At 71.3% G+C, this 18448-nt stretch carries 17 protein-coding genes, 2 tRNA genes and 2 pseudogenes; 7 read left to right on the forward strand and 14 right to left on the reverse strand.

The genetic code is table 11. The features are described 5' to 3' along the window. Positions 1-22: 22 nt before the first annotated feature. The 3 genes from G7Z13_RS11865 to G7Z13_RS11875 all read right to left on the reverse strand — a co-directional run bounded on the left by G7Z13_RS11865 (position 23) and on the right by G7Z13_RS11875 (position 2530). Positions 23-634 (reverse strand): ATP-dependent Clp protease proteolytic subunit, encoded by a 612-nt coding sequence (locus tag G7Z13_RS11865; RefSeq protein WP_052414086.1) that lies wholly within the window; start codon positions 632-634, stop codon positions 23-25. A 227-nt stretch (positions 635-861) separates the two neighbouring features. Then, positions 862-2256: a trigger factor gene (tig, locus tag G7Z13_RS11870; protein WP_165998552.1), complete on the reverse strand. Its 1395-nt coding sequence runs from the start codon at positions 2254-2256 to the stop codon at positions 862-864. A gap of 197 nt (positions 2257-2453) precedes the next feature. Further along, positions 2454-2530, reverse strand: a tRNA-Pro gene (locus G7Z13_RS11875). Between the two features lie 226 nt (positions 2531-2756). On the opposite strand from G7Z13_RS11875, the gene G7Z13_RS11880 reads away from it, so the two are divergent. Continuing rightward, a tRNA-Gly gene (locus tag G7Z13_RS11880) sits at positions 2757-2827 on the forward strand. 77 nt (positions 2828-2904) lie between these two features. Here the strand turns inward: G7Z13_RS11880 and G7Z13_RS11885 are convergent. After that, complete coding sequence (locus G7Z13_RS11885) at positions 2905-3099, reverse strand: hypothetical protein (RefSeq protein WP_165998554.1); 195 nt, start codon at positions 3097-3099, stop codon at positions 2905-2907. Between the two features lie 465 nt (positions 3100-3564). On the opposite strand from G7Z13_RS11885, the gene G7Z13_RS11890 reads away from it, so the two are divergent. Further along, on the forward strand, positions 3565-4743 hold the full coding sequence (locus tag G7Z13_RS11890; protein WP_240926186.1) for an acyltransferase family protein: 1179 nt from the start codon (positions 3565-3567) through the stop codon (positions 4741-4743). Between the two features lie 18 nt (positions 4744-4761). Here the strand turns inward: G7Z13_RS11890 and G7Z13_RS11895 are convergent, their stop codons facing one another. Then, on the reverse strand, positions 4762-5220 hold the full coding sequence (locus G7Z13_RS11895; RefSeq protein ID WP_206313055.1) for an HD domain-containing protein: 459 nt from the start codon (positions 5218-5220) through the stop codon (positions 4762-4764). A gap of 72 nt (positions 5221-5292) precedes the next feature. Beyond that, complete coding sequence (locus G7Z13_RS11900) at positions 5293-6474, reverse strand: PP2C family protein-serine/threonine phosphatase (protein WP_165998558.1); 1182 nt, start codon at positions 6472-6474, stop codon at positions 5293-5295. Between the two features lie 168 nt (positions 6475-6642). On the opposite strand from G7Z13_RS11900, the gene G7Z13_RS11910 reads away from it, so the two are divergent. Then, positions 6643-7887 carry a GNAT family N-acetyltransferase gene (locus tag G7Z13_RS11910; RefSeq protein WP_166004872.1) on the forward strand — a complete coding sequence of 415 codons (1245 nt, stop codon included), beginning with the start codon at positions 6643-6645 and terminating at the stop codon, positions 7885-7887. Positions 7888-7940: 53 nt separating this feature from the next. Here the strand turns inward: G7Z13_RS11910 and G7Z13_RS34220 are convergent. The 3 genes and pseudogenes from G7Z13_RS34220 to G7Z13_RS11920 form a co-directional block, all read right to left on the reverse strand. Beyond that, a pseudogene (locus G7Z13_RS34220) lies at positions 7941-8147 on the reverse strand (hypothetical protein); the annotation flags it as partial. A 2-nt stretch (positions 8148-8149) separates the two neighbouring features. Then, positions 8150-8707 (reverse strand): annotated as a pseudogene (locus tag G7Z13_RS11915) (DNA-formamidopyrimidine glycosylase family protein); the annotation flags it as partial. Positions 8708-8788: 81 nt separating this feature from the next. Continuing rightward, positions 8789-9277, reverse strand: coding sequence for a ribose-5-phosphate isomerase (locus G7Z13_RS11920; protein ID WP_165998562.1), 489 nt, complete (start codon positions 9275-9277; stop codon positions 8789-8791). Between the two features lie 206 nt (positions 9278-9483). Here G7Z13_RS11920 and G7Z13_RS11925 point away from each other — a divergent pair, with 206 nt between their 5' ends. Next, the gene (locus G7Z13_RS11925; protein ID WP_165998564.1) at positions 9484-10953 is read left to right on the forward strand and encodes an amino acid permease; all 1470 of its coding nucleotides are present in this window, start codon (positions 9484-9486) and stop codon (positions 10951-10953) included. 114 nt (positions 10954-11067) lie between these two features. Here the strand turns inward: G7Z13_RS11925 and G7Z13_RS11930 are convergent, their stop codons facing one another. Further along, positions 11068-11235: a hypothetical protein gene (locus tag G7Z13_RS11930; RefSeq protein WP_165998566.1), complete on the reverse strand. Its 168-nt coding sequence runs from the start codon at positions 11233-11235 to the stop codon at positions 11068-11070. A gap of 121 nt (positions 11236-11356) precedes the next feature. Here G7Z13_RS11930 and G7Z13_RS11935 point away from each other — a divergent pair, with 121 nt between their 5' ends. Beyond that, complete coding sequence (locus G7Z13_RS11935) at positions 11357-12670, forward strand: FAD-binding oxidoreductase (RefSeq protein ID WP_165998568.1); 1314 nt, start codon at positions 11357-11359, stop codon at positions 12668-12670. Between the two features lie 28 nt (positions 12671-12698). Here the strand turns inward: G7Z13_RS11935 and G7Z13_RS11940 are convergent, their stop codons facing one another. Further along, entirely contained in the window at positions 12699-13286 is a 588-nt protein-coding gene (locus tag G7Z13_RS11940) for a biotin transporter BioY (protein ID WP_165998570.1), read from the reverse strand. Between the two features lie 378 nt (positions 13287-13664). On the opposite strand from G7Z13_RS11940, the gene G7Z13_RS11945 reads away from it, so the two are divergent. Together G7Z13_RS11945 and G7Z13_RS11950 are read left to right on the forward strand one after the other, a co-directional pair. Continuing rightward, positions 13665-15053 (forward strand): amino acid permease, encoded by a 1389-nt coding sequence (locus G7Z13_RS11945; RefSeq protein WP_165998572.1) that lies wholly within the window; start codon positions 13665-13667, stop codon positions 15051-15053. Positions 15054-15199: 146 nt separating this feature from the next. Further along, complete coding sequence (locus G7Z13_RS11950; RefSeq protein ID WP_165998574.1) at positions 15200-15841, forward strand: superoxide dismutase; 642 nt, start codon at positions 15200-15202, stop codon at positions 15839-15841. 121 nt (positions 15842-15962) lie between these two features. On the opposite strand, the gene G7Z13_RS11955 is transcribed toward G7Z13_RS11950, so the two are convergent. From G7Z13_RS11955 to G7Z13_RS11965, 3 genes are all read right to left on the reverse strand, one after another. After that, the gene (locus tag G7Z13_RS11955; RefSeq protein WP_165998577.1) at positions 15963-16364 is read right to left on the reverse strand and encodes a hypothetical protein; all 402 of its coding nucleotides are present in this window, start codon (positions 16362-16364) and stop codon (positions 15963-15965) included. A gap of 152 nt (positions 16365-16516) precedes the next feature. Then, positions 16517-17941, reverse strand: coding sequence for a hypothetical protein (locus tag G7Z13_RS11960; protein WP_165998579.1), 1425 nt, complete (start codon positions 17939-17941; stop codon positions 16517-16519). Positions 17942-17961: 20 nt separating this feature from the next. Then, complete coding sequence (locus tag G7Z13_RS11965) at positions 17962-18432, reverse strand: hypothetical protein (protein ID WP_165998581.1); 471 nt, start codon at positions 18430-18432, stop codon at positions 17962-17964. Between the last annotated feature and the right edge of the window lie 16 nt (positions 18433-18448).

Consider the following 18448-nt stretch of genomic DNA (forward strand, 5'->3'; position numbering starts at 1 on the left):
GGCCGGGAGGGCCGTACGGCCCTCAGGAGCCCGCCCCGGTGCCTCCGCCGCCCGGCATGCCGGCGGCCGTGGCGATGACGTCGTCGATGAGGCCGTACTCCTTGGCCTCGTACGCGTCGAACCAGCGGTCGCGGTCCGAGTCGCGGGTGATCTGCTCGACCGACTGGCCGGTGTGCTGGGCCGTGAGCTCGGCCATGCGCTTCTTGGTGTGCAGCAGCCGCTCGGCGTGGATCTTGATGTCCGAGGCCGAGCCGGCCAGGCCGGCGGAGGGCTGGTGGATCAGGATCTCGGCGTTCGGCAGGGCGAAGCGCTTGCCGGGGGTGCCCGCGCTGAGCAGGAACTGGCCCATGGACGCCGCGAGGCCCATGGCGATCGTCACCACGTCGTTCTTGATGTACTGCATGGTGTCGTAGATCGCCATGCCGGCCGTGATCGAGCCGCCGGGGCTGTTGATGTAAAGGAAGATGTCCTTGTCCGGGTCAGCGGCAAGGAGCAGCAGCTGCGCGGTGATCTTGTTGGCGATGTCGTCGTCCACCGGCTGGCCGAGGAAGATGATCCGCTCGCCGAGCAGCCGGTTGTAGACCTGGTCGCCGAGGCCACCACCGATGGAAGGCTCGCCGGCGGCGGAGGGCATCAGATTCGTCACGTATCCACCTGCTCGTCTTACGACGGCGCCGGGCCGTCTCACGTGTACTACGTATTCATGGACCCTAACGCGGGGGCCCTCCGGGGGAATCCCGGTAACGGGAGTGTTCGCCGGGGGCGTAGCGTCGATCTCGCTCGCGCCGGGCGGGTAACGAAACGGGCTCCGGGTGCGGAGCACCCGGAGCCCGTCCCGCGTGATCAGCGGTGCCGTACGGCTCAGCCCTCGGACTTCTCGTCGGCGGCGGCCTCGGAGGTCTCGGCCTCGGCGGTCCCGGCGGCGGCCTCGGTCTCGTCCTCGTCCTCGTCGGAGAGGTCGATGATCTCGCCGTTGGTGTCCTTCACCGTGGCCTTCTCGACCACGACGGCCAGCGCCTTGCCGCGGGCGACCTCACCGACGAGCAGCGGGACCTGGCCCTGCTCGACGACGGCCTGGGCGAACTGGTCGGGGGACATGCCGGAGGAGGCCGCACGCCGCATGAGGTGCTCGGTGAGCTCCTCCTGGTTGACGTTGAGCTTCTCCTGCTTGACGAGCTCGTCGAGCACGAACTGGGTCTTGATGCCCTTGATCGCGGCCTCGCGGGTCTCGTTCTCGAACTCCTCGGCGGTCTTGCCCTGGAGCTCCAGGTACTTGTCGAGGGTGAGGCCCATCTGGCCGAGCTGGTGGTGCTCCAGGTTGTGCTTGCGCGTGTTGATCTCGTCCTCGAGCAGCTTCTCGGGAACCGGGACCTCGACCAGCTCCAGCAGCTTCTCCAGGACGCGCTCCTGCGCCTGGGTGGCCTGGTCGAACTGCTTCATGTTCTCCAGGCGCTTGCGGCTGTCGGCCTTCAGCTCCTCGAGGGTGTCGAACTCGGAGGCGAGCTGCGCGAAGTCGTCGTCCAGCTCGGGCAGTTCCCGCTTGGCGACCTGGGTGACCTTGACGGTGACCTCGGCCTCCTTGCCGGCCGCGGAGCCGCCCTTCAGCTCGGAGGTGAAGGTGGCCTCCTCACCGGCGGACAGGCCCTTCACGGCGTCGTCGATGCCGTCCAGCAGCTCACCGGAGCCGATGGTGTAGGAGACGCCGCTGGCGACGCCGTCCTCGAGGACCTTGCCCTCGACCTTGGCCTCCAGGTCCACGGTGACCACGTCGCCGTCCTCGGCGGCGCGCTCGACCGGGGTGGTGGAGGCGAAGCGCTCGCGGAGCTGCTCGACCGACTTCTCGACGTCCTCGTCGGTGACCTCGACGGCGTCGACCTCGACCTCGATGCCGGAGTAGTCCGGGATCTCGATCGTCGGGCGGACGTCGACCTCGGCGGTGAAGTTCAGCGTCTCGCCGTCCTTCAGCTCCGTGATGTCGACCTCGGGCTGGCCGAGGACGTTGAGCTCGGCCTCGTTGACCGCCTCCGTGTAGAACTTCGGAAGCGCGTCGTTGACCGCCTCCTCCAGCACGGCACCGCGGCCGAACCGCTGGTCGATGACCCGGGCCGGGATCTTGCCCTTGCGGAAGCCCTTCACCGTGACCTGCTGGTTGATCTTCTTGTACGCCGCGTCGAGGCTGTCCTTGAGCTCCTCGAAGGGCACCTCGACAGTGAGCCGAACCCGGGTCGGGTTCAGGTTCTCCACGGCGCTCTTCACGGTTCGGTCTCCTTGTGGCTGACTGCTCGGGTTTCGCCGGGGCCAGACCGGCCCGGCGGATTTCGCCGCCCGGAGGAGTTCGCAGGCCGCTAGGCCGGACACACGGGCGTGCAGCTTGCATAGTAACGGCAGCGGGTACACGCCCCAAAAGGCGATCATGCGCGAGGGCGCGACGATCACTCGTGGTGATCAGTGGCTGGTCGGGGTGGCGGGATTTGAACCCACGGCCTTCCGCTCCCAAAGCGGACGCGCTACCAAGCTGCGCCACACCCCGTCTGGTGTGCGACACGTAGGGTACATGCCCGGCGACAACACGGCCTCCCGTATTCCGCGCGTCATTCCCCGCGCCATCGCGTGCGCCGGACGTGCGCCGTGCGGGGCGCCGGCGGCGGGCGCCGGGGCCGGTGACCGGCGCGGCGCCGGAAGGGGTGTGCGGCGAGGGGGGACGACCCGCTACGATGCCTGCAGTGCCGCGGTCACCCGACCAGCGGCGCCTGTGTGCGGGCGTAGCTCAATGGTAGAGCCCCAGTCTTCCAAACTGGCTACGCGGGTTCGATTCCCGTCGCCCGCTCGGTACGCCTCAGGGCCGGCCGGAGATCGTCTCTCCGGCCGGCCCTGAGGCGTTTTCCGCGGCCGGTCCGGCGGCCGTCAGAAGGTGATGGAGTTGATCGTCTCCGCTATCGAGTTGAGGAAACGATTGATCGACGGCGCCATGCCCGTCGAGGCGAGGAAGAAGCCGAAGAGGATCGCCACGATGGCCGGCCCGGCCTTGATCGAACCGCCGCGCATCATCACGACCAGGATGATCGCCAACAGCAGCACCACTGACAGTGAAATGGCCACAACAGATCACACCCTCGGTCGGTCCGCTCTACCGGCCGGGGGATGCCGGCACCGCACACCCCCGCCAGAACCATCGTGCCACCAACCAGCCGTCCGTATGCGGCCCGTGACGCATCGTCCGTCACGACAGTGACCGCGGGCGGCGGACAGCGGGGCGGCCGGGCCGCCGACAGGGGCGCCGCGGAGGGCCGTCACGAGGGGCCGCACAGTAATTCGAGGGCATGCTCGCGACAGGAATTCGACAGGATGGTTTCCCTGCCCACACACCATGCGCACAGATAAATCGAATTACCTCCAACTGGACATTTTGCCTGCATAAATCGGGGGTAACCGAGCGCTGAACCGGTAACGACGTGGGGGGTTTTACGCGACCCCGCAGACGACGCTAGGGTGCCTCAGATGTTCCACGCCGCCTCCTCCCGCCGCAGGGCGCCGCTTCCCCCGGCACAGTCGCCGGGACCGGGAGTGCCGAGCCCGCGGTCCCCGCAGAGCCCGCAGTCCGGCAAGCAGCGCGACGCGTTCTTCGACAACGCCAAGTACCTGGCGATCGTGCTGGTGGCCATCGGTCACGCCTGGGAGCCGCTGAAGGGTGACAGCCGCATCCTGGAGGGCGTGTACACCGTCGTGTACACCTTCCACATGCCGGCGTTCATCATCATCTCCGGCTTCTTCTCGCGCAGTTTCGACATGCGCCCCAGCCGGCTGAAGCGGCTGATCACCGGCGTCGCCGTGCCGTACATCGTCTTCGAGACGGCGTACCCGCTCTTCAAGCGGGTGATCGACGACGCGCCGGAGCAGGAGATCAGCCTGCTCGACCCGTGGTATCTGACCTGGTTCCTGTGCGCGCTGTTCCTGTGGCGGCTCACCACGCCGATCTGGAAGATGATCCGCTGGCCGCTGCCGGTCGCGCTCGGTCTGGCCATGGCCGCGTCGGTCAGCCCGGAGATCGGCGACGACCTGGACCTGCAGCGGGTGCTGCAGTTCCTGCCGTACTTCGTGCTGGGGCTGTGCGTGAAGCCCGAGCACTTCCAGATGGTGCGGCGCCGTTCGGTGCGGATCCTGTCGGTGCCGGTGTTCGCGGTCGCGCTGGCCGTGGGCTGGTGGGCCGTGCCGCGGATGAACACCGCCTGGTTCTACCACCGGGACGCCGCGCAGGAGCTGGGCGTGCCGTGGTGGGTCGGGCCGGTGATGGTGCTGGCGATGTTCGGCTGCTCGCTGCTGCTGACCGCCTGCTTCTTCGCCTGGGTGCCGCGGCGCCACATGTGGTTCACCGCGCTGGGCGCGGGCACGCTGTACGGCTACCTGCTGCACGGGTTCGTGGTGAAGGCCGGCATGTACGAGGGCTGGTTCGACCACGCGTGGCTGCACCGCCCGCTCGGCGAGATCTTCGTGACCGTGCTCGCCGCGATCGGGGTGACGCTGCTGTGCACCGGGCCGGTGCAGCGGGTGTTCCGGTTCGCGATGGAGCCGAAGATGGACTGGGCGTTCCGGCAGGACGCGGCGCAGGCCGCGCGGGACCGGCGCACGAGCGAACCGGCCGATGCCGGCGCATCCGCCGGCCAGGGCGGCAACGGCGACGGCGACAGCGGCCGTGACGACCGTCGTGGCAACGGCGGCGGCAAGCGGGAGACCGCCCGCGTCTGAGCCCGTCCTGCCCCGGCGTCATTCCCCGAGACCGAGGAGTGCGCGCATCCGCGCGTACTTCTCGGTCAGTCGTGTGCGGGTCGGCTCGTCCAGGGCGGCGAGGCGGGCCGGGTCCGCGTTGTGGGCGAGGTCGGCCTCCTTCACCAGCAGCGCGCCGGGCGTGGCGAGGATCCGCGCGGCGTACGCCTCCGGGGACTCCCCCGCCCGCTTGCTGACCGCCAGCACGATGTCCTTCGTACGGCGGCTCAGCGGGGCCTGGTGCAGCCACCGCTCGGGCAGCGCGTCGTCCTCGACGGCGTCGTGCAGCCAGGCGGCGGCGATCTGCTCGTCGTCGCCGCCGCGGGCGCGGACGCCCTCCGCGACGGCCTGCAGGTGCTCGGCGTACGGCCGCCCGGCCTTGTCGGTCTGCCCCTCGTGGGCCGCCCGGGCCAGCGCCTCGACCTCGGCGAGCGGCAGGGTGCGCGGTGTCTCGGTCACCCCGCCAGTCTCCCAGCGCCTGAGGGCCCCCGCACGGACAGCCTCCCGTTCGAGTGGCCCGTCCCCCGCGGGCTACGGGCGGGGCTGGGCGTGTGCGGTCGGGCCCTCGCGGCAGATGAGGAGGAGGGCCCGGTCGTCGTTGACGTCCTTGGCGACGGCCTCGATGAGGTGCCAGGCGGCGCCGTGGAAGCCGCCGGCGACGTAGCGGTCGGCCTCGCCGGTGAGGCGGTCGATGCCCTCGACGATGTCGCGGTCGGAGGTCTCGACCAGGCCGTCGGTGAAGAGCATGAGGACGTCGCCGGGGCGGAGGGTGCCCTTGACCGGGTCGAACTGGGCGCCCTCGTAGACGCCGAGCAGGGGCCCCTCGGCTGCCTTCTCCTCCCAGCGGCCGCTGCCCGCGCTGAGCTGGAGGCCCGGCGGGTGGCCGGCGGAGTACAGCTCGTAGTCGCCGGAGTCGAGGTCGAGGACCAGGTGGATGGAGGTGGCGAACCCCTCGTCCCAGTCCTGGCGCAGCAGGTAGCCGTTGGCGGCCGGGAGGAAGGCGTGCGGGGGCAGCGAGCCGAGCAGGCCGCTGAACGCGCCGGCCAGGAGGAGGGCGCGGGAGGCGGCGTCCATGCCCTTGCCGGAGACGTCGGTGAGGACGACCTCCAGGGTGCGGCCGCCGTTGGTGCGGGCCGCGACCACGAAGTCGCCGGAGAAGGACTGGCCGCCGGCCGGGCGCAGCGCCATCTCGCGGTGCCAGCCGGCCGGCAGCTTGGGCAGCCGGCTCTGGGTGCGGATGCGTTCGCGCAGGTCGAACAGCATGGTGCCGCCGCGCCGCCAGGGCACGCCGACCCGGCTGCGGAACTGGGCGATGAGCAGGCCGAAGAAGCCGCAGGCGGCGACGACGAGGACCACGCCCGGCGTGACCCGGGAGGGGCCTTCCGTGTACGGGCCCAGCTGGACCGACTCCACGATCAGGGCGGTCGCGGCCGCCGCGTACAGGCCGAGCAGGCTCGCCGGGCGCAGCAGCAGGCCGCCCGCGACGATCGGCAGGACCAGTGCGGCCGGGGAGCACCACACCGGGTTGGCGAGGGTGGTGGCGGCGATGAGCGGGACGGTGAGCAGCAGTCCGGCGAGGGCGACCCAGTCGGAGCCGTCGCCGCGGAAGTAGTCGACGGCGCTTTTGCGCAGGCCGACGCGGACCCGGTGCCACTGCATCTTCCACCGGGCCGTGAACGTCTCGGCCGCCGCGCGCCGTTGTCCTGCTGCCATTAGTTCGGGACCCTATCCAGCGGACCCGTCGCTTGGCACGGGAGGTCCCACTTGTCCCCCGTCCGGGGCTCGGCCGCGCCGGAACCTTCACGGGCTCCCGTCTCGCCGTCACCCGCCGGTAATTCCCTGGCTCACCCCTCATTGCCCTGATAGGCATGGACCATGGCGATGGCGAGTGACCGGACGGACGGCATGCGCGTCCTGCGGCCGGACGACTGGGACGTGTGGTACGACACTCTGCTGCGGGCGTTCGGCGGTGCGCCGGAGGCGCCCGAGGAACGCGAACTGTGGCGTGAGCTCACCGAGTTCGACCGTTCCCTGGCCGTGTGGGACGGGGACGCGGTGGTGGGCACGGCCGGCGCGTTCACGTTCCGGCTGACGGTGCCCGGCGGGGCGTCGGTGCCCGCGGCCGGCGTCACCATGGTGAGCGTGGCCGGCACGCACCGGCGGCGCGGGGTGCTGACGTCGATGATGCGGCGGCAGCTGGACGACGTCCGCTCGTGGGGCGAGCCGCTGGCGGTGCTGACCGCCTCGGAGCCGGACATCTACGGACGGTTCGGGTACGGGGCGGCGACGTACGCGCTGCGCGCCGAGATCGACACGGCGCGGGTGCGGCTGTCGGTGCCGGCCGGGACCGACGGCGTACGGCTGCGCTACGCGGCGCCGGCCGATGTGCTGGAGGACTGCGAGGCGGTCTACGCCCGGCTGGTGCCCGGACGGCCGGGCATGCTGGCGCGGCGGCCGAAGTGGGAGCGGGTGGCGCTGCTGGACCCGGAGAGCGAGCGGGAGGGCGCGTCGCCGCTGCAGTGCGTGGTCGCCGAGCGGAACGGCCGGATCGCCGGGTACGCCCGGTACCGGGTGAAGCTCGGCTGGGGCGACAGCGGTCATGACGGCACGGTGTCGCTGGAGGACCTGGCGGCCGAGGATCCCGCGGTGGACGCGGCGCTGTGGCGGTTCCTGTTCGGGATCGACCTGACCTCCACGCTGGTGATGCGGGGGCGGCCGGTCGACGACGCCTGGCAGTACCTGGTGTCGGACATCCGCCGGTGCCGGACGCGGCAGCGGGACTCGCTGTACCTGCGGCCGGTGGAGGTGGGCGCCGCGCTCCAGGCGCGGACCTATGCCGCGCCGGTGGACGTGGTGCTGGACGTCGAGGACGCCTTCTGCCCGTGGAACACGGGGCGTTGGCGGCTCAGCGGGGACGCCAAGGGCGCCTCGTGCGAGCGTACGGCCGACGCGGCGGATCTGGCGCTGACCGTGCGGGAGCTGGGGTCGGCGTATCTCGGCGGGGTGAGCCTCACCGCGCTGGCCGCGGCCGGGCGGGTCCGGGAGCTGCGGGCGGGGGCGCTGGCGGAGGCGTCGGTGGCGTTCGGGCCGGCCGGGCCCGCGCCCTGGCTGCCGCACGGGTTCTGAGCCGGGCGTCTCAGGCGCGCTGGCAGACGGGGCACCAGAAGAGGTTGCGGGCGGCGAGGCCGGCGGTGCGGATCTCGCCGCCGCAGACGTGGCAGGGCAGGGTGGCCCTGCGGTAGACGTACACCTCGCCGCCGTGGTCGTCGACGCGCGGCGGGCGGCCCATGGCCTCGGGGGTGTGCTCGGGGCGGACGGTGTCGATGCGGTTGTCGCGGACGCCCTCGCGCATCAGCTGCACGAGGTCGGTCCACAGGGCGTGCCACTCGGCGGGGGTGATGTCGCGGCCCGCGCGGTAGGGGTCGATGCCGTGCCGGAAGAGGACCTCCGCGCGGTAGACGTTGCCGACGCCGGCGATGACCTTCTGGTCCATCAGCAGGGCGGCGATGGCCGTACGGCTGCGGGAGACGCGCCGGTAGGCCTCGTCGGGGTCGGCGTCGTCGCGCAGCGGGTCCGGGCCGAGGCGGTCGTGTATGGCGCGCTTCTCGGCGTCGGTGATCAGGGCGCAGGTGGTGGGGCCGCGCAGGTCGACGTACGACGTGGTGTTCGCGAGGCGCAGGCGGACGGTGTCCGTGGGCGGGGGCGCCGGGGCGTCGCCGAAGGCGACCTTGCCGAACAGGCCCAGGTGGATGTGGACCCAGTCGCTGTCACGGAAGCGCAGGAAGAGGTGCTTGCCGTGGGCCTCGGTGGCGGTGAGGACGGCGCCGTCGAGGAGGTCGGCGGCGTCGGAGAACTTGCCCTGGGGGCTGGTGACCCGGGGGGCCGTGCCGGCGAACCGGTCGGCGTAGTCCTGTGCCAGCCGGTGAATCGTGTGCCCCTCTGGCACGGTTCCCGTTTCCTTCCAGCCCCCGGAGGGCGTGTCCTGCCGGCCGCTGTGGCGGGGACGCCGTCCCGCCGGGGCCCTGTGTCAGTCCTGCTGCGGGTGGTGCGCCGGGATCGGCGGCAGCTCGCCCGTGGTCTCGTACCCGGCCAGCATGTCGATGCGGCGGATGTGGCGCTCGTCACCGGAGAACGGGGTGCCCAGGAAGACCTCGACGAACTTGGTCGCCTCCTCCTGGGTGTGCATGCGCGCGCCGACGGCCACGACGTTGGCGTTGTTGTGCTGGCGGCCCAGCGCCGCCGTCTCCTCGCTCCAGGCGAGGGCGGCACGGACGCCCTTGACCTTGTTCGCGGCGATCTGCTCGCCGTTGCCGGAGCCGCCGATCACGATGCCGAGGGAGTCGGGGTCCGCGGCGGTCTTCTCCGCGGCGCGGAGGCAGAAGGGCGGGTAGTCGTCCTGGGCGTCGTAGATGTGCGGGCCGCAGTCGACGGGGTCGTGACCCGCCGCTTTGAGCCATTCGACGAGGTGGTTCTTGAGTTCGAAGCCGGCATGGTCCGAGCCGAGATACACGCGCATGGGATGAGTGTGACATGCGCCCGGTCGGGCAGCAGGGCGGGGTACCGGCGTCGTGATCTGTGATGCGGGCCACTGAAGCTCAGGGAAACCTCAAGTAACAATCCGGATTCAAAGGTTCAAGAATGTGTTTCCCTCGGATTCACTGGTCCGGCTCGTACGCCGCTCGTACGGGAATTGATCATTCCGGCGCAAAGGATTTCCGTCCCATGACTTCGCAGCCGACCCTGAGGAAGGCCGACAACGGCCACGGAGGCCCCGGAGGAACCGGCAACCCCGGATCCGGTTCCGGACTCCAGGCAGGGCTCAAGAACCGCCATCTGTCGATGATCGCCATCGGCGGTGTCATCGGTGCCGGACTCTTCGTGGGGTCCTCGTCCGGTATCGCCACCGCCGGCCCCGGCATCCTCCTCTCGTACGCGCTCGTCGGCACGCTCGTGGTGCTGGTGATGCGCATGCTCGGTGAGATGTCGGCCGCCAACCCGACGTCCGGCTCCTTCTCCGCGCACGCCGACCGCGCGCTCGGGCCGTGGGCCGGCTTCTCCATCGGCTGGCTCTACTGGTTCTTCTGGGTCGTGGTGCTCGCGGTCGAGGCGACCGCCGGTGCCGTGATCCTGGAGGGCTGGGTGCCCGCCGTACCGCAGTGGGCCTGGGCGCTGATCGTGATGGTCGTGCTCACCGGCACCAACCTCGTGTCCGTCGGCTCCTACGGCGAGTTCGAGTTCTGGTTCGCCGGCATCAAGGTCGTCGCCATCGGCGCCTTCATCGTCATCGGCGGCCTCGCCGTGTTCGGCGTGCTCCCCGGCGTCGACAGCGAGCAGGCGGGCCTGTCCAACCTCACCGCGCACGGCGGCTTCCTGCCCAACGGGCCGGGGGCGATCCTCACCGGTGTGCTGCTGGTCGTCTTCTCGTTCATGGGCAGCGAGATCGCGACCCTGGCGGCCGGCGAGTCCGAGGACCCGCAGCGCGCCGTCACCAAGTCGACCAACAGCATCATCTGGCGCATCGCCGTCTTCTACCTGGGCTCGATCCTCGTCGTCGTCTCGCTGCTGCCGTGGGACTCCAAGTCCATCCAGGACAAGGGCTCCTACGTGGCCGCGCTGGACTCGCTGGGCATCGCGCACGCCGGTCAGATCATGAACTTCATCGTGCTGACCTCGGTGCTGTCCTGTCTCAACTCCGGCCTGTACACCGCCTCCCGGATGGCCTTCTCGCTCGGTGAGCGCGGGGACGCGCCGAAGTCGTTCGCGAAGACCACCGAGCGGGGTGTGCCGCGCACCGCGATCCTGGTGTCCGTGGTGTTCGGGTTCGTGGCCGTGTTCTTCAACTACAAGTTCCCGGACTCCGTCTTCCTGTTCCTGGTGAACTCCAGCGGTGCCGTCGCCCTGTTCGTGTGGCTGGTGATCTGCTTCTCGCAGCTGCGGATGCGCAAGATCATCCAGGCGGAGGCGCCGGAGAAGCTGGTCGTGCGGATGTGGCTGTACCCCTACCTGACCTGGGCGACCGCCGCGCTGATCGTCTTCGTCCTCGGCTACATGCTCACCGACACCGAGCACGACGGACGCCGGACCGTGCTGCTGTCGCTGCTGGTGGCGGGCGTGGTGCTGGCCATCGCCGTGGTCCGGCAGAAGCTCGGCTCCGGCAGGGAGCGGCAGCGGGACGAGGTCACCAGCGGCTGATCCGGCCGTACGGCACGTCACACCGGCCGATTCCGGCGTACGACACCTCAAGCCGGCCGATCCCGCCGTACGACATCGCAAGGGCCTCGCGGCGTCTCGCCGCGAGGCCCTTCGTCACAGCACGGTGAAGCCGTCCCGCACCTCCTCGTACACCCGCAGCGCCCGGTCCGCCACGCGCGGCTGGTACCAGGTGTTGATCTGGTACGACGTCCCCCGCGCAGCGAAGCCGAGCAGCCGCGCGTGCCGGGGGACGCCGTCGAGGGTGTACGTGCACTCCCGCACGACCGCCGGACGGCCCCTTCACATCGGGCAGCCAGCGCTCCGGGGGCGTCCAGCCGAAGCGGACCGGGGCGTGGTCGAAACCTGACGGTGGTTGTCAGGTTATGGCGTCAGGCTCGGCGTCATGAACCTTCCCGGCACCACGGATCTGCTGCTGCTCCGCCCCGGCGACGCCGGTTACGCGGAGGAGACCGCCGGTTTCCAGACCGGCTTCGTACGGCGGCCCGCCGTCGTCCTCGGCGCTCGATCGGCCGGGGACGTGGCGGCCGCCGTGCGGTACGCGGCCGCGCGGGACCTGCCGCTGGCCGTCCAGGCGACCGGCCACGGCGTGCCCGGCCCGCTGGAGGGCGGGGTCCTGGTCACCACGCGCCGCATGGACCGCGTCGCCGTCGACCCGGCCGCCCGCACGGCCCGGATCGAGGCGGGCGTGCGCTGGGGCGAGGTGGTGGCGGCCGCCGCCCCCTACGGGCTGGCTCCGCCCAACGGCTCGGCGACCTCCGTCGGGGCGGTGGGCTACACGCTGGGCGGCGGCCTGGGCATCCTCGCCCGCGCGGCCGGTCACGCCGCCGACCGGGTGCGCTCCCTGGACGTCGTGACCGGCGACGGGCGCACACACCGGGCGGTGCGCGAGGGCTCGGAGCTGTACTGGGGGCTGCTCGGCGGCGGCCCCGGGCTCGGGATCGTCACCGCGATGGAGATCGAGCTGGTCCCCGTCGGCCGGCTGTACGGCGGTTCGCTCGCCTTCGACGGGCGGCGCGTCGATCCGGCGGCCGTGCTGGCGGCGTACGAGGCGTGGACTTGGACGGTGCCGGACGAGCTGACGTCGTCCTTCGCCGCCGTGCCGTATCCGGACCTCCCGGCGCTGCCGCCGGGGCTGCGGGGCCGGTATGTGGTGTCCGTGCGGGTGGCGTACCCCGGCACGGACGGGGAGCGGCTGGTGGCGCCGCTGCGGGAGATCGGGCCGGTGCTGGCCGACTCGCTGCGGGAGATGCCGTACGCCGAGAGCCGCACCATCCACAGCGACCCGGAGGTGCCGCACGCCTACTACGGGGACAGCGTGGTGCTGGGCCGGCTGGACGTGGACCGGGTGGCCGAGGTGCTGCGGCGCACCGGGCCGGCCGCGGACGGCGCGGACCCCATGGTCGTCGTGCAGATCAACCATCTCGGCGGGGCGCTGGCGCGGCCCGCGCCGAACGCGGTGCCGTTCCGGGAGGGGCGGTTCCTGCTGCGGCTGCTGACGGCGGGCGACCGGCAGCGGGCCCGCGCGCTGCTGGACCCGGCGTTCGCGCGGCTTACGCCGGACGTCCTGGGCCGCGCCGTGAACTTCGCGTTCGGCGCGGGCGACCGGACCGAGGGGCTGCACGAGCCGGGGACGCGGAAGAGGCTCGCCGGGCTGAGGTCGTCGTACGACCCGGCGAACCTCTTCCGTTCCGTCTAGTACGTCGCGCCGCCGTACGCGGCGGGGGTCAGCGCTTGCCGACGAGCTTCCAGGCGGCGGGCAGGGCGCCCATCGCGAGGGCCGCCTTCAGGGCGTCGCCGACCAGGAACGGGATGAGGCCGGCCGCGAGGGCGGCGGAGGCGGACAGGTCGAGGGCCAGGGCCAGGTACGGCACGCCGACCGCGTAGATGATCGCCTCGCCGAGCAGCATCGCGCCCGCCATCCGCCACGGGGAGCGGTCGGCGCCGCGGCGGGCGAGGGCGCCGACGACGGTCGCGGCGAGCAGCATGCCGAGGACGTAGCCGAAGGACGGGGCCGCGGCGCCGGAGCCGCCCTCCGCGAACCACGGCACGCCCGCGATGCCGGCCAGCGCGTACAGCGCCAGGGAGAGGAAGCCGCGGCCGGCGCCGAGGGCGGTGCCGACGAGCAGCGCGGCGAAGGTCTGGCCGGTCACCGGGACCGGGGAGCCGGGCACGGGTACCGCGAGCTGGGCCGCGAGACCGGTGAGCACGGCACCGCCGGCGACCAGGGCGATGTCGCGGACGCGGGAGGCCGGGAGCAGGTCGGCGAGGACCTGGCCCGGGCGGGCGAGGGAGGTGGCGGTGGCGGTGCTCATGGGGACTCCGCGGGTGACGGCGGTACGGGACACCGTGACGCTAACCCAGGGGGCCTGAGCCGATCACCGTCTCCGCTCGACAAAGGGTGGAGCACGGCTGTGGTGGAGTGCGCACAAAGAGTGCCGGTCACACCGGCCGGGGCGTGATGACGGTCACGGAGGTGGGGACGTGTGCGTCACGTCGGGCGGGACGGGGCAGGCTGTAGGTTTTCGCCAATCCGGATGTATGCACGAATCCCTGCGGGACGGGTGAGTGGAGCCGTACACTCCGTGTTCCACGCGTCCGCATAGTGAACGGCGGTGTCCCCTGACCGGGACCGCCGCCCAGACTGTCGGCGTTTTACCTGTCCCCACCGACTGGATGGACGAGCCGCGCCCATGCCCACCAGCACCGCTCAGGAGACGCCGCCGCAGGCGGACGCCTCCCTCTCCCATGGCTTGAAACAGCGCCACCTGTCGATGATCGCCCTCGGCGGCGTGATCGGCGCGGGCCTGTTCGTCGGCTCCGGCGCCGGCATCGCCGCCGCCGGCCCCTCGATCGTCGTCGCCTACGTCCTCTCCGGCCTCCTGGTGATGCTGGTGATGCGGATGCTGGGCGAGATGTCGGCCGCGTATCCGTCGTCGGGCTCCTTCTCCGCGCACGCCGAGCGGGCCATCGGTCCCTGGGCGGGCTTCACGGCCGGCTGGTCGTTCTGGGTGCTGCTGTGCACCGCGGTCGGCCTGGAGGGCATCGGCGCGGCGAAGATCGTCAGCGGCTGGCTGCCGGGCACGCCCGAGTGGGCGTGGGTGGCGCTGTTCATGGTGGTCTTCTGCGGGGCGAACCTGGCCGCGGTGAAGAACTTCGGCGAGTTCGAGTTCTGGTTCGCGGCGCTGAAGGTCCTCGCGATCTCGCTGTTCCTGGTGCTGGGCGTGCTCGCCATCCTGGGCGTGCTGCCGGGCACCGACGCGCCGGGCACCGCGAACCTCACGGGCGAGGGAGGCTTCCTGCCGGGCGGCGGCGAGGGCCTGGTCATCGGCCTGCTCGCCTCGGTGTTCGCGTACGGCGGCCTGGAGACGGTGACCATCGCGGCGGCCGAGTCCGAGGACCCGGTGCGCGGCGTCGCGAGCGCGGTCCGCACCGCGATGTGGCGTATCGCGCTGTTCTACATCGGCTCGATGGCGGTCGTGGTGACCCTGGTGCCGTGGAACTCGGCGGAGATCGTCGAGAAGGGCCCGTACGTGGCCACCCTCGACCACCTCGGCATCCCCGGCGCGGGCCAGCTGATGAACGTGGTCGTGCTGGTCGCCCTGCTGTCGGCGATGAACGCCAACATCTACGGCTCCTCGCGCATCGCCTACTCGCTGGTGCGGCGCGGGCAGGGCCCGAAGGCGCTGGGCCGGGTGTCGGGCGGGGTGCCGCGGCTCGCGGTGCTGGCGTCCTCGGTGTTCGGCTTCGTGTGCGTGCTGCTCAGCTACTGGCGCCCGGACGACGTCTTCCCCTGGCTGCTGAACATGATCGGCGCGGTGATCCTGGTCGTCTGGATCTTCATCGCGGTCTCGCAGCTGCGACTGCGCCGCCGGGTGGAGCGGGAGGCGCCGGAGAAGCTGGTCGTGCGGATGTGGGCGTTCCCGGTGCTGACCTGGGTGGCGCTGGCCGGCATGGCGGCGATCTTCGTCCTGATGGCGCGGGAGCCGGACACCCGGGTGCAGCTGTACTCGACGGGTGGCATGACGCTGTTCCTGGCGCTCGTCGGATACCTCTGGCAGCGCAGGAACGCGGGGAACTGACGGTCCCTCACCTTCCCGGTCTCCGGACGAGGCCCCCACGTGGCGACACGTGGGGGCCTTCTTGCTGCCCGGCACCTGCGCCGGTCTTGCTGTTGGTAGCGTGTAGTTGCAAGCTACTTGCAATAAGAGGTCGGAGGGGACCTGTCATGCCCGTCTACACGCTGCCCGAACTGCCGTACGACTACTCCGCGCTCGCCCCCGTGATCAGCCCGGAGATCATCGAGCTGCACCACGACAAGCACCACGCGGCCTACGTGAAGGGCGCCAACGACACGCTGGAGCAGCTCGCCGAGGCGCGCGACAAGGAGCAGTGGGGCTCGATCAACGGCCTGGAGAAGAACTTGGCCTTCCACCTGTCCGGGCACATCCTGCACTCCATCTACTGGCACAACATGACCGGTGACGGTGGCGGCGAGCCGCTGGAGAAGGACGGCGTGGGCGAGCTGGCGGACGCCATCGCCGAGTCGTTCGGCTCCTTCGCGAACTTCAAGACGCAGCTGTCGAAGGCAGCCGCGACCACCCAGGGTTCGGGCTGGGGCGTGCTGGCGTACGAGCCGCTGAGCGGCCGGCTGATCGTCGAGCAGGTCTACGACCACCAGGGCAACGTCGGGCAGGGCTCCACGCCGATCCTCGTCTTCGACGCCTGGGAGCACGCCTTCTACCTCCAGTACAAGAACCAGAAGGCCGACTTCATCGAGGCGATGTGGCAGGTCGTCAACTGGCAGGACGTCGCCCGCCGTTACGAGGCCGCCAAGTCCCGCGCGGACGTGCTGCTGCTGGCGCCGTGAGCGCCTGACCGGTCGTCCCGCCTCGTGATCGTCTTCTCACCCTTCACGCGGGCGGGCGGTAGGAGGGAGACCCCCGTGAGGACGTGACTCACGGGGGTTTTCCCGTGCCCGGGAGAGACGGTCAGTCGATGCCGCGCAGGTAGATCCGGCTGCGGTCCTTCCCGACCGGGGCGACGGTGATGTCCAGGGAGTTCAGCTCACCGGCGCACGGGGCACAGACCGGGCCGGTGGTGACGCCGTCGAGGGTTTCCGGCTCGGCCAGGCCCAGGTGGGCGAAGGGTGCGGTGGGCTCGTAGCCGGCCGAGGCGGCGGCCTTCTCGCGCTGGACCAGCTCGTTCTCCGGGTCGAGCCCGTCGACGAAGCCGTCGACCTCGCCCGCGGGCAGGACGAACGCCAGGAGCAGCACGTCGTCCTGGAAGCCCTTCTGCCGGGCGCCCACGCGCTCCGTGGCCGTCCGCGGGACGGTCACCCCCAGGTCCTCGGCGACCCGCGTGAACCCGACGCCCTTGACCCAGTACGGCACCCGCTGTCCGCCGGAGTCCGACCGGGAAGGGGTGTCCGTGCGGGATCCGGCGTCCGTGCCGCCGCTCCCTGCCCCGCAACCCGCGAGCACCGCGACGGCAAACGCGGTGACCAGTCCCCCGGCGGTCCGTGCACCAGCCCGAGTACGGGCGGTCACCGGGCGTCCCCGTTGCGCCCGATGTCCGTACGGGTGCCGTCCCGCCCCGGATCCTTCGCATCGGGCAGCTGCCCGGACATCTCGCCCCACTCGTACCGCTGCACCGAACCACTGCCTCGCATGTCGAACTCCCTGGCCAGACCGGTGGTGTGCAGGCGCGCCATGTCGGCGTCGGTCACCTCGGTCGGTCCGATCGGCGTCTTCTTCCCGGGGTCCCAGTTGTACCGGTCCCAGACGTTGACCTGACAATCCAGCGACACCTTGGGCTTGCCGTCCGGGCCGGGCACGACCGTGACCGTACCGGTGGTGTTGGTCATGCCGCTGCCGATCGCCAGGTACCAGTTGCGGTCGCTGTGCGTGTAGCCCCGCGGCGGCGTCTCCACGGGGATGGCGACCGGCTTGCCGCCGGACTTCTCGTACGCCTCCAGCGCCTGACTGCGCCACTCGTCCTGGTGGTTGAACACCGCCTCCCGGGACGCCAGGCGCAGGGCCTCGTCGTCGGTGAGCATGCGGTCGACGTCGAGGTCGAGGGGGTCGCCGGTGCCGTTCAGATAGTGGTCCATGTGGCGGGCGGCGTCGGTGTTGCCGATGAAGTCACCCGCGTTGGCCATGGCGACGGCCTGGGCCTGGATCCAGTACTCGGCGGCGCCGGCGTCCTCGATGCCGAACTCCCCCGCCCCGTCGTCGCTCGCGACCCGCTTGGCCTGCGGGTCGAGCAGGCCTGCCGCAAGCAGGTCGTCCCGGTGCGCGGCCCAGAGCCGGGCGCGGGCCTCGGGACTGAGCGAGGCCCACAGACGGCGCAGCTCCGCGCTCTGCCGGGCGTCGGCGTCCTCGCCCAACGCCGCGAGTTTCTCCGCCCTGGGGTACATGTCCCCGTCGAGCGAGGTGTAGGTGGCGTGGCCGGCGTTGTGCGGGTCGCCGCCGTGGCTCGCGCGCAGCGCCCGGGTCAGGGCGGCGTCGACCTCGGTGGCGTGGCTGACCACCGAGGCCAGGGTGTCGGCGTACCACTGCATCAGGTCCTTGGTCTTCTGGCCGGTGCCGTCGGCGTCGCACTGCGCCTCCATGACCTTGATGCCGCCGTCGGCCGCCCCCACCACGATGAGGCCCTTCCTGCCCGCCTCCTCGGTCAGGGACTTGGCACGGCGTTGCAGGGCTTCCAGTTCGGTGTGGGCGTCGTCGAGGACGCTCCAGATGCTCTTGGCCTCCTGGTGCAGGTCCGCGATCTCCTTGGCCGTCTTCGTGACGAACCCGCGCGTCACGGTGGCGTTCACGCCGGCCCAGCGCGCCGTGTCCGACTTGGCCTTCAGGCCGTCCCGGGCGTCGTCGGCGAGTTCCTGGAGATCGGTGACGGCCTGTTTCCAGGTGGCGGTGGCCGCGGCGAGCTTGCCGAGGTCCACTTCGATGAGATCGGTGTACTTCACGCCGTTTCCCCCGCGTGGTGTCACTTGAAGTAGCTGTCGAGGACCGAGACCTCGATGGCCGACCCGGCCCGGGTCTTCACCTGAGCGGCGATCTTTGCGTCGTCGGCGGCGTGAGCCTTGCGCGTGTAGTCCAGGTGGTTGGAGATGTGGGCGCAGGCCTGCAGCACGCTTTTGATCTGAGAGGTCCACACCTCCACCGTCGTGGACAGCTCGTCACCCGCGCTGAAGCCATGGCTCTTCAGTTCCGTGGCGGCCTGCAGGGAGGTGCCCGCGCCGCTCTTGTCGGCACCCGCGCCCGCGATGTCGACACGCTCGCGCATCCGGTCGAACAGCGAGAAGGCTTCGTGCCCCACCGCGCCGAGGTCGTCCTGCCGCACCACGAGGTCGGCGCCGCCGGCGGGGCCCGCGCTCGGGGCGCTGTCGATCCGGGTCCGTACCGCCCCTCGCTCGGCGGCGTCGCTCTTCAATTGCTGCCATTCGTCCCACGCCATGCACGTTCCGACGTGA

This window comes from Streptomyces sp. JB150 (assembly GCF_011193355.1).
Classification (GTDB): Bacteria; Actinomycetota; Actinomycetes; order Streptomycetales; family Streptomycetaceae; genus Streptomyces.

Coding starts and splice junctions, on each gene's coding strand:
- G7Z13_RS11865 (WP_052414086.1), bottom strand. CDS start 634: ATGCCCTCCGCCGCCGGCGAGCCTTCCATCGGTGGTGGCCTCGGCGAC.
- G7Z13_RS11900 (WP_165998558.1), bottom strand. CDS start 6,474: ATGGCAGCAGGACAACGGCGCGCGGCGGCCGAGACGTTCACGGCCCGG.
- G7Z13_RS11910 (WP_166004872.1), top strand. CDS start 6,643: ATGGCGAGTGACCGGACGGACGGCATGCGCGTCCTGCGGCCGGACGAC.
- G7Z13_RS11920 (WP_165998562.1), bottom strand. CDS start 9,277: ATGCGCGTGTATCTCGGCTCGGACCATGCCGGCTTCGAACTCAAGAAC.
- G7Z13_RS11925 (WP_165998564.1), top strand. CDS start 9,484: ATGACTTCGCAGCCGACCCTGAGGAAGGCCGACAACGGCCACGGAGGC.
- G7Z13_RS11935 (WP_165998568.1), top strand. CDS start 11,357: ATGAACCTTCCCGGCACCACGGATCTGCTGCTGCTCCGCCCCGGCGAC.
- G7Z13_RS11940 (WP_165998570.1), bottom strand. CDS start 13,286: ATGAGCACCGCCACCGCCACCTCCCTCGCCCGCCCGGGCCAGGTCCTC.
- G7Z13_RS11945 (WP_165998572.1), top strand. CDS start 13,665: ATGCCCACCAGCACCGCTCAGGAGACGCCGCCGCAGGCGGACGCCTCC.
- G7Z13_RS11950 (WP_165998574.1), top strand. CDS start 15,200: ATGCCCGTCTACACGCTGCCCGAACTGCCGTACGACTACTCCGCGCTC.
- G7Z13_RS11965 (WP_165998581.1), bottom strand. CDS start 18,432: ATGGCGTGGGACGAATGGCAGCAATTGAAGAGCGACGCCGCCGAGCGA.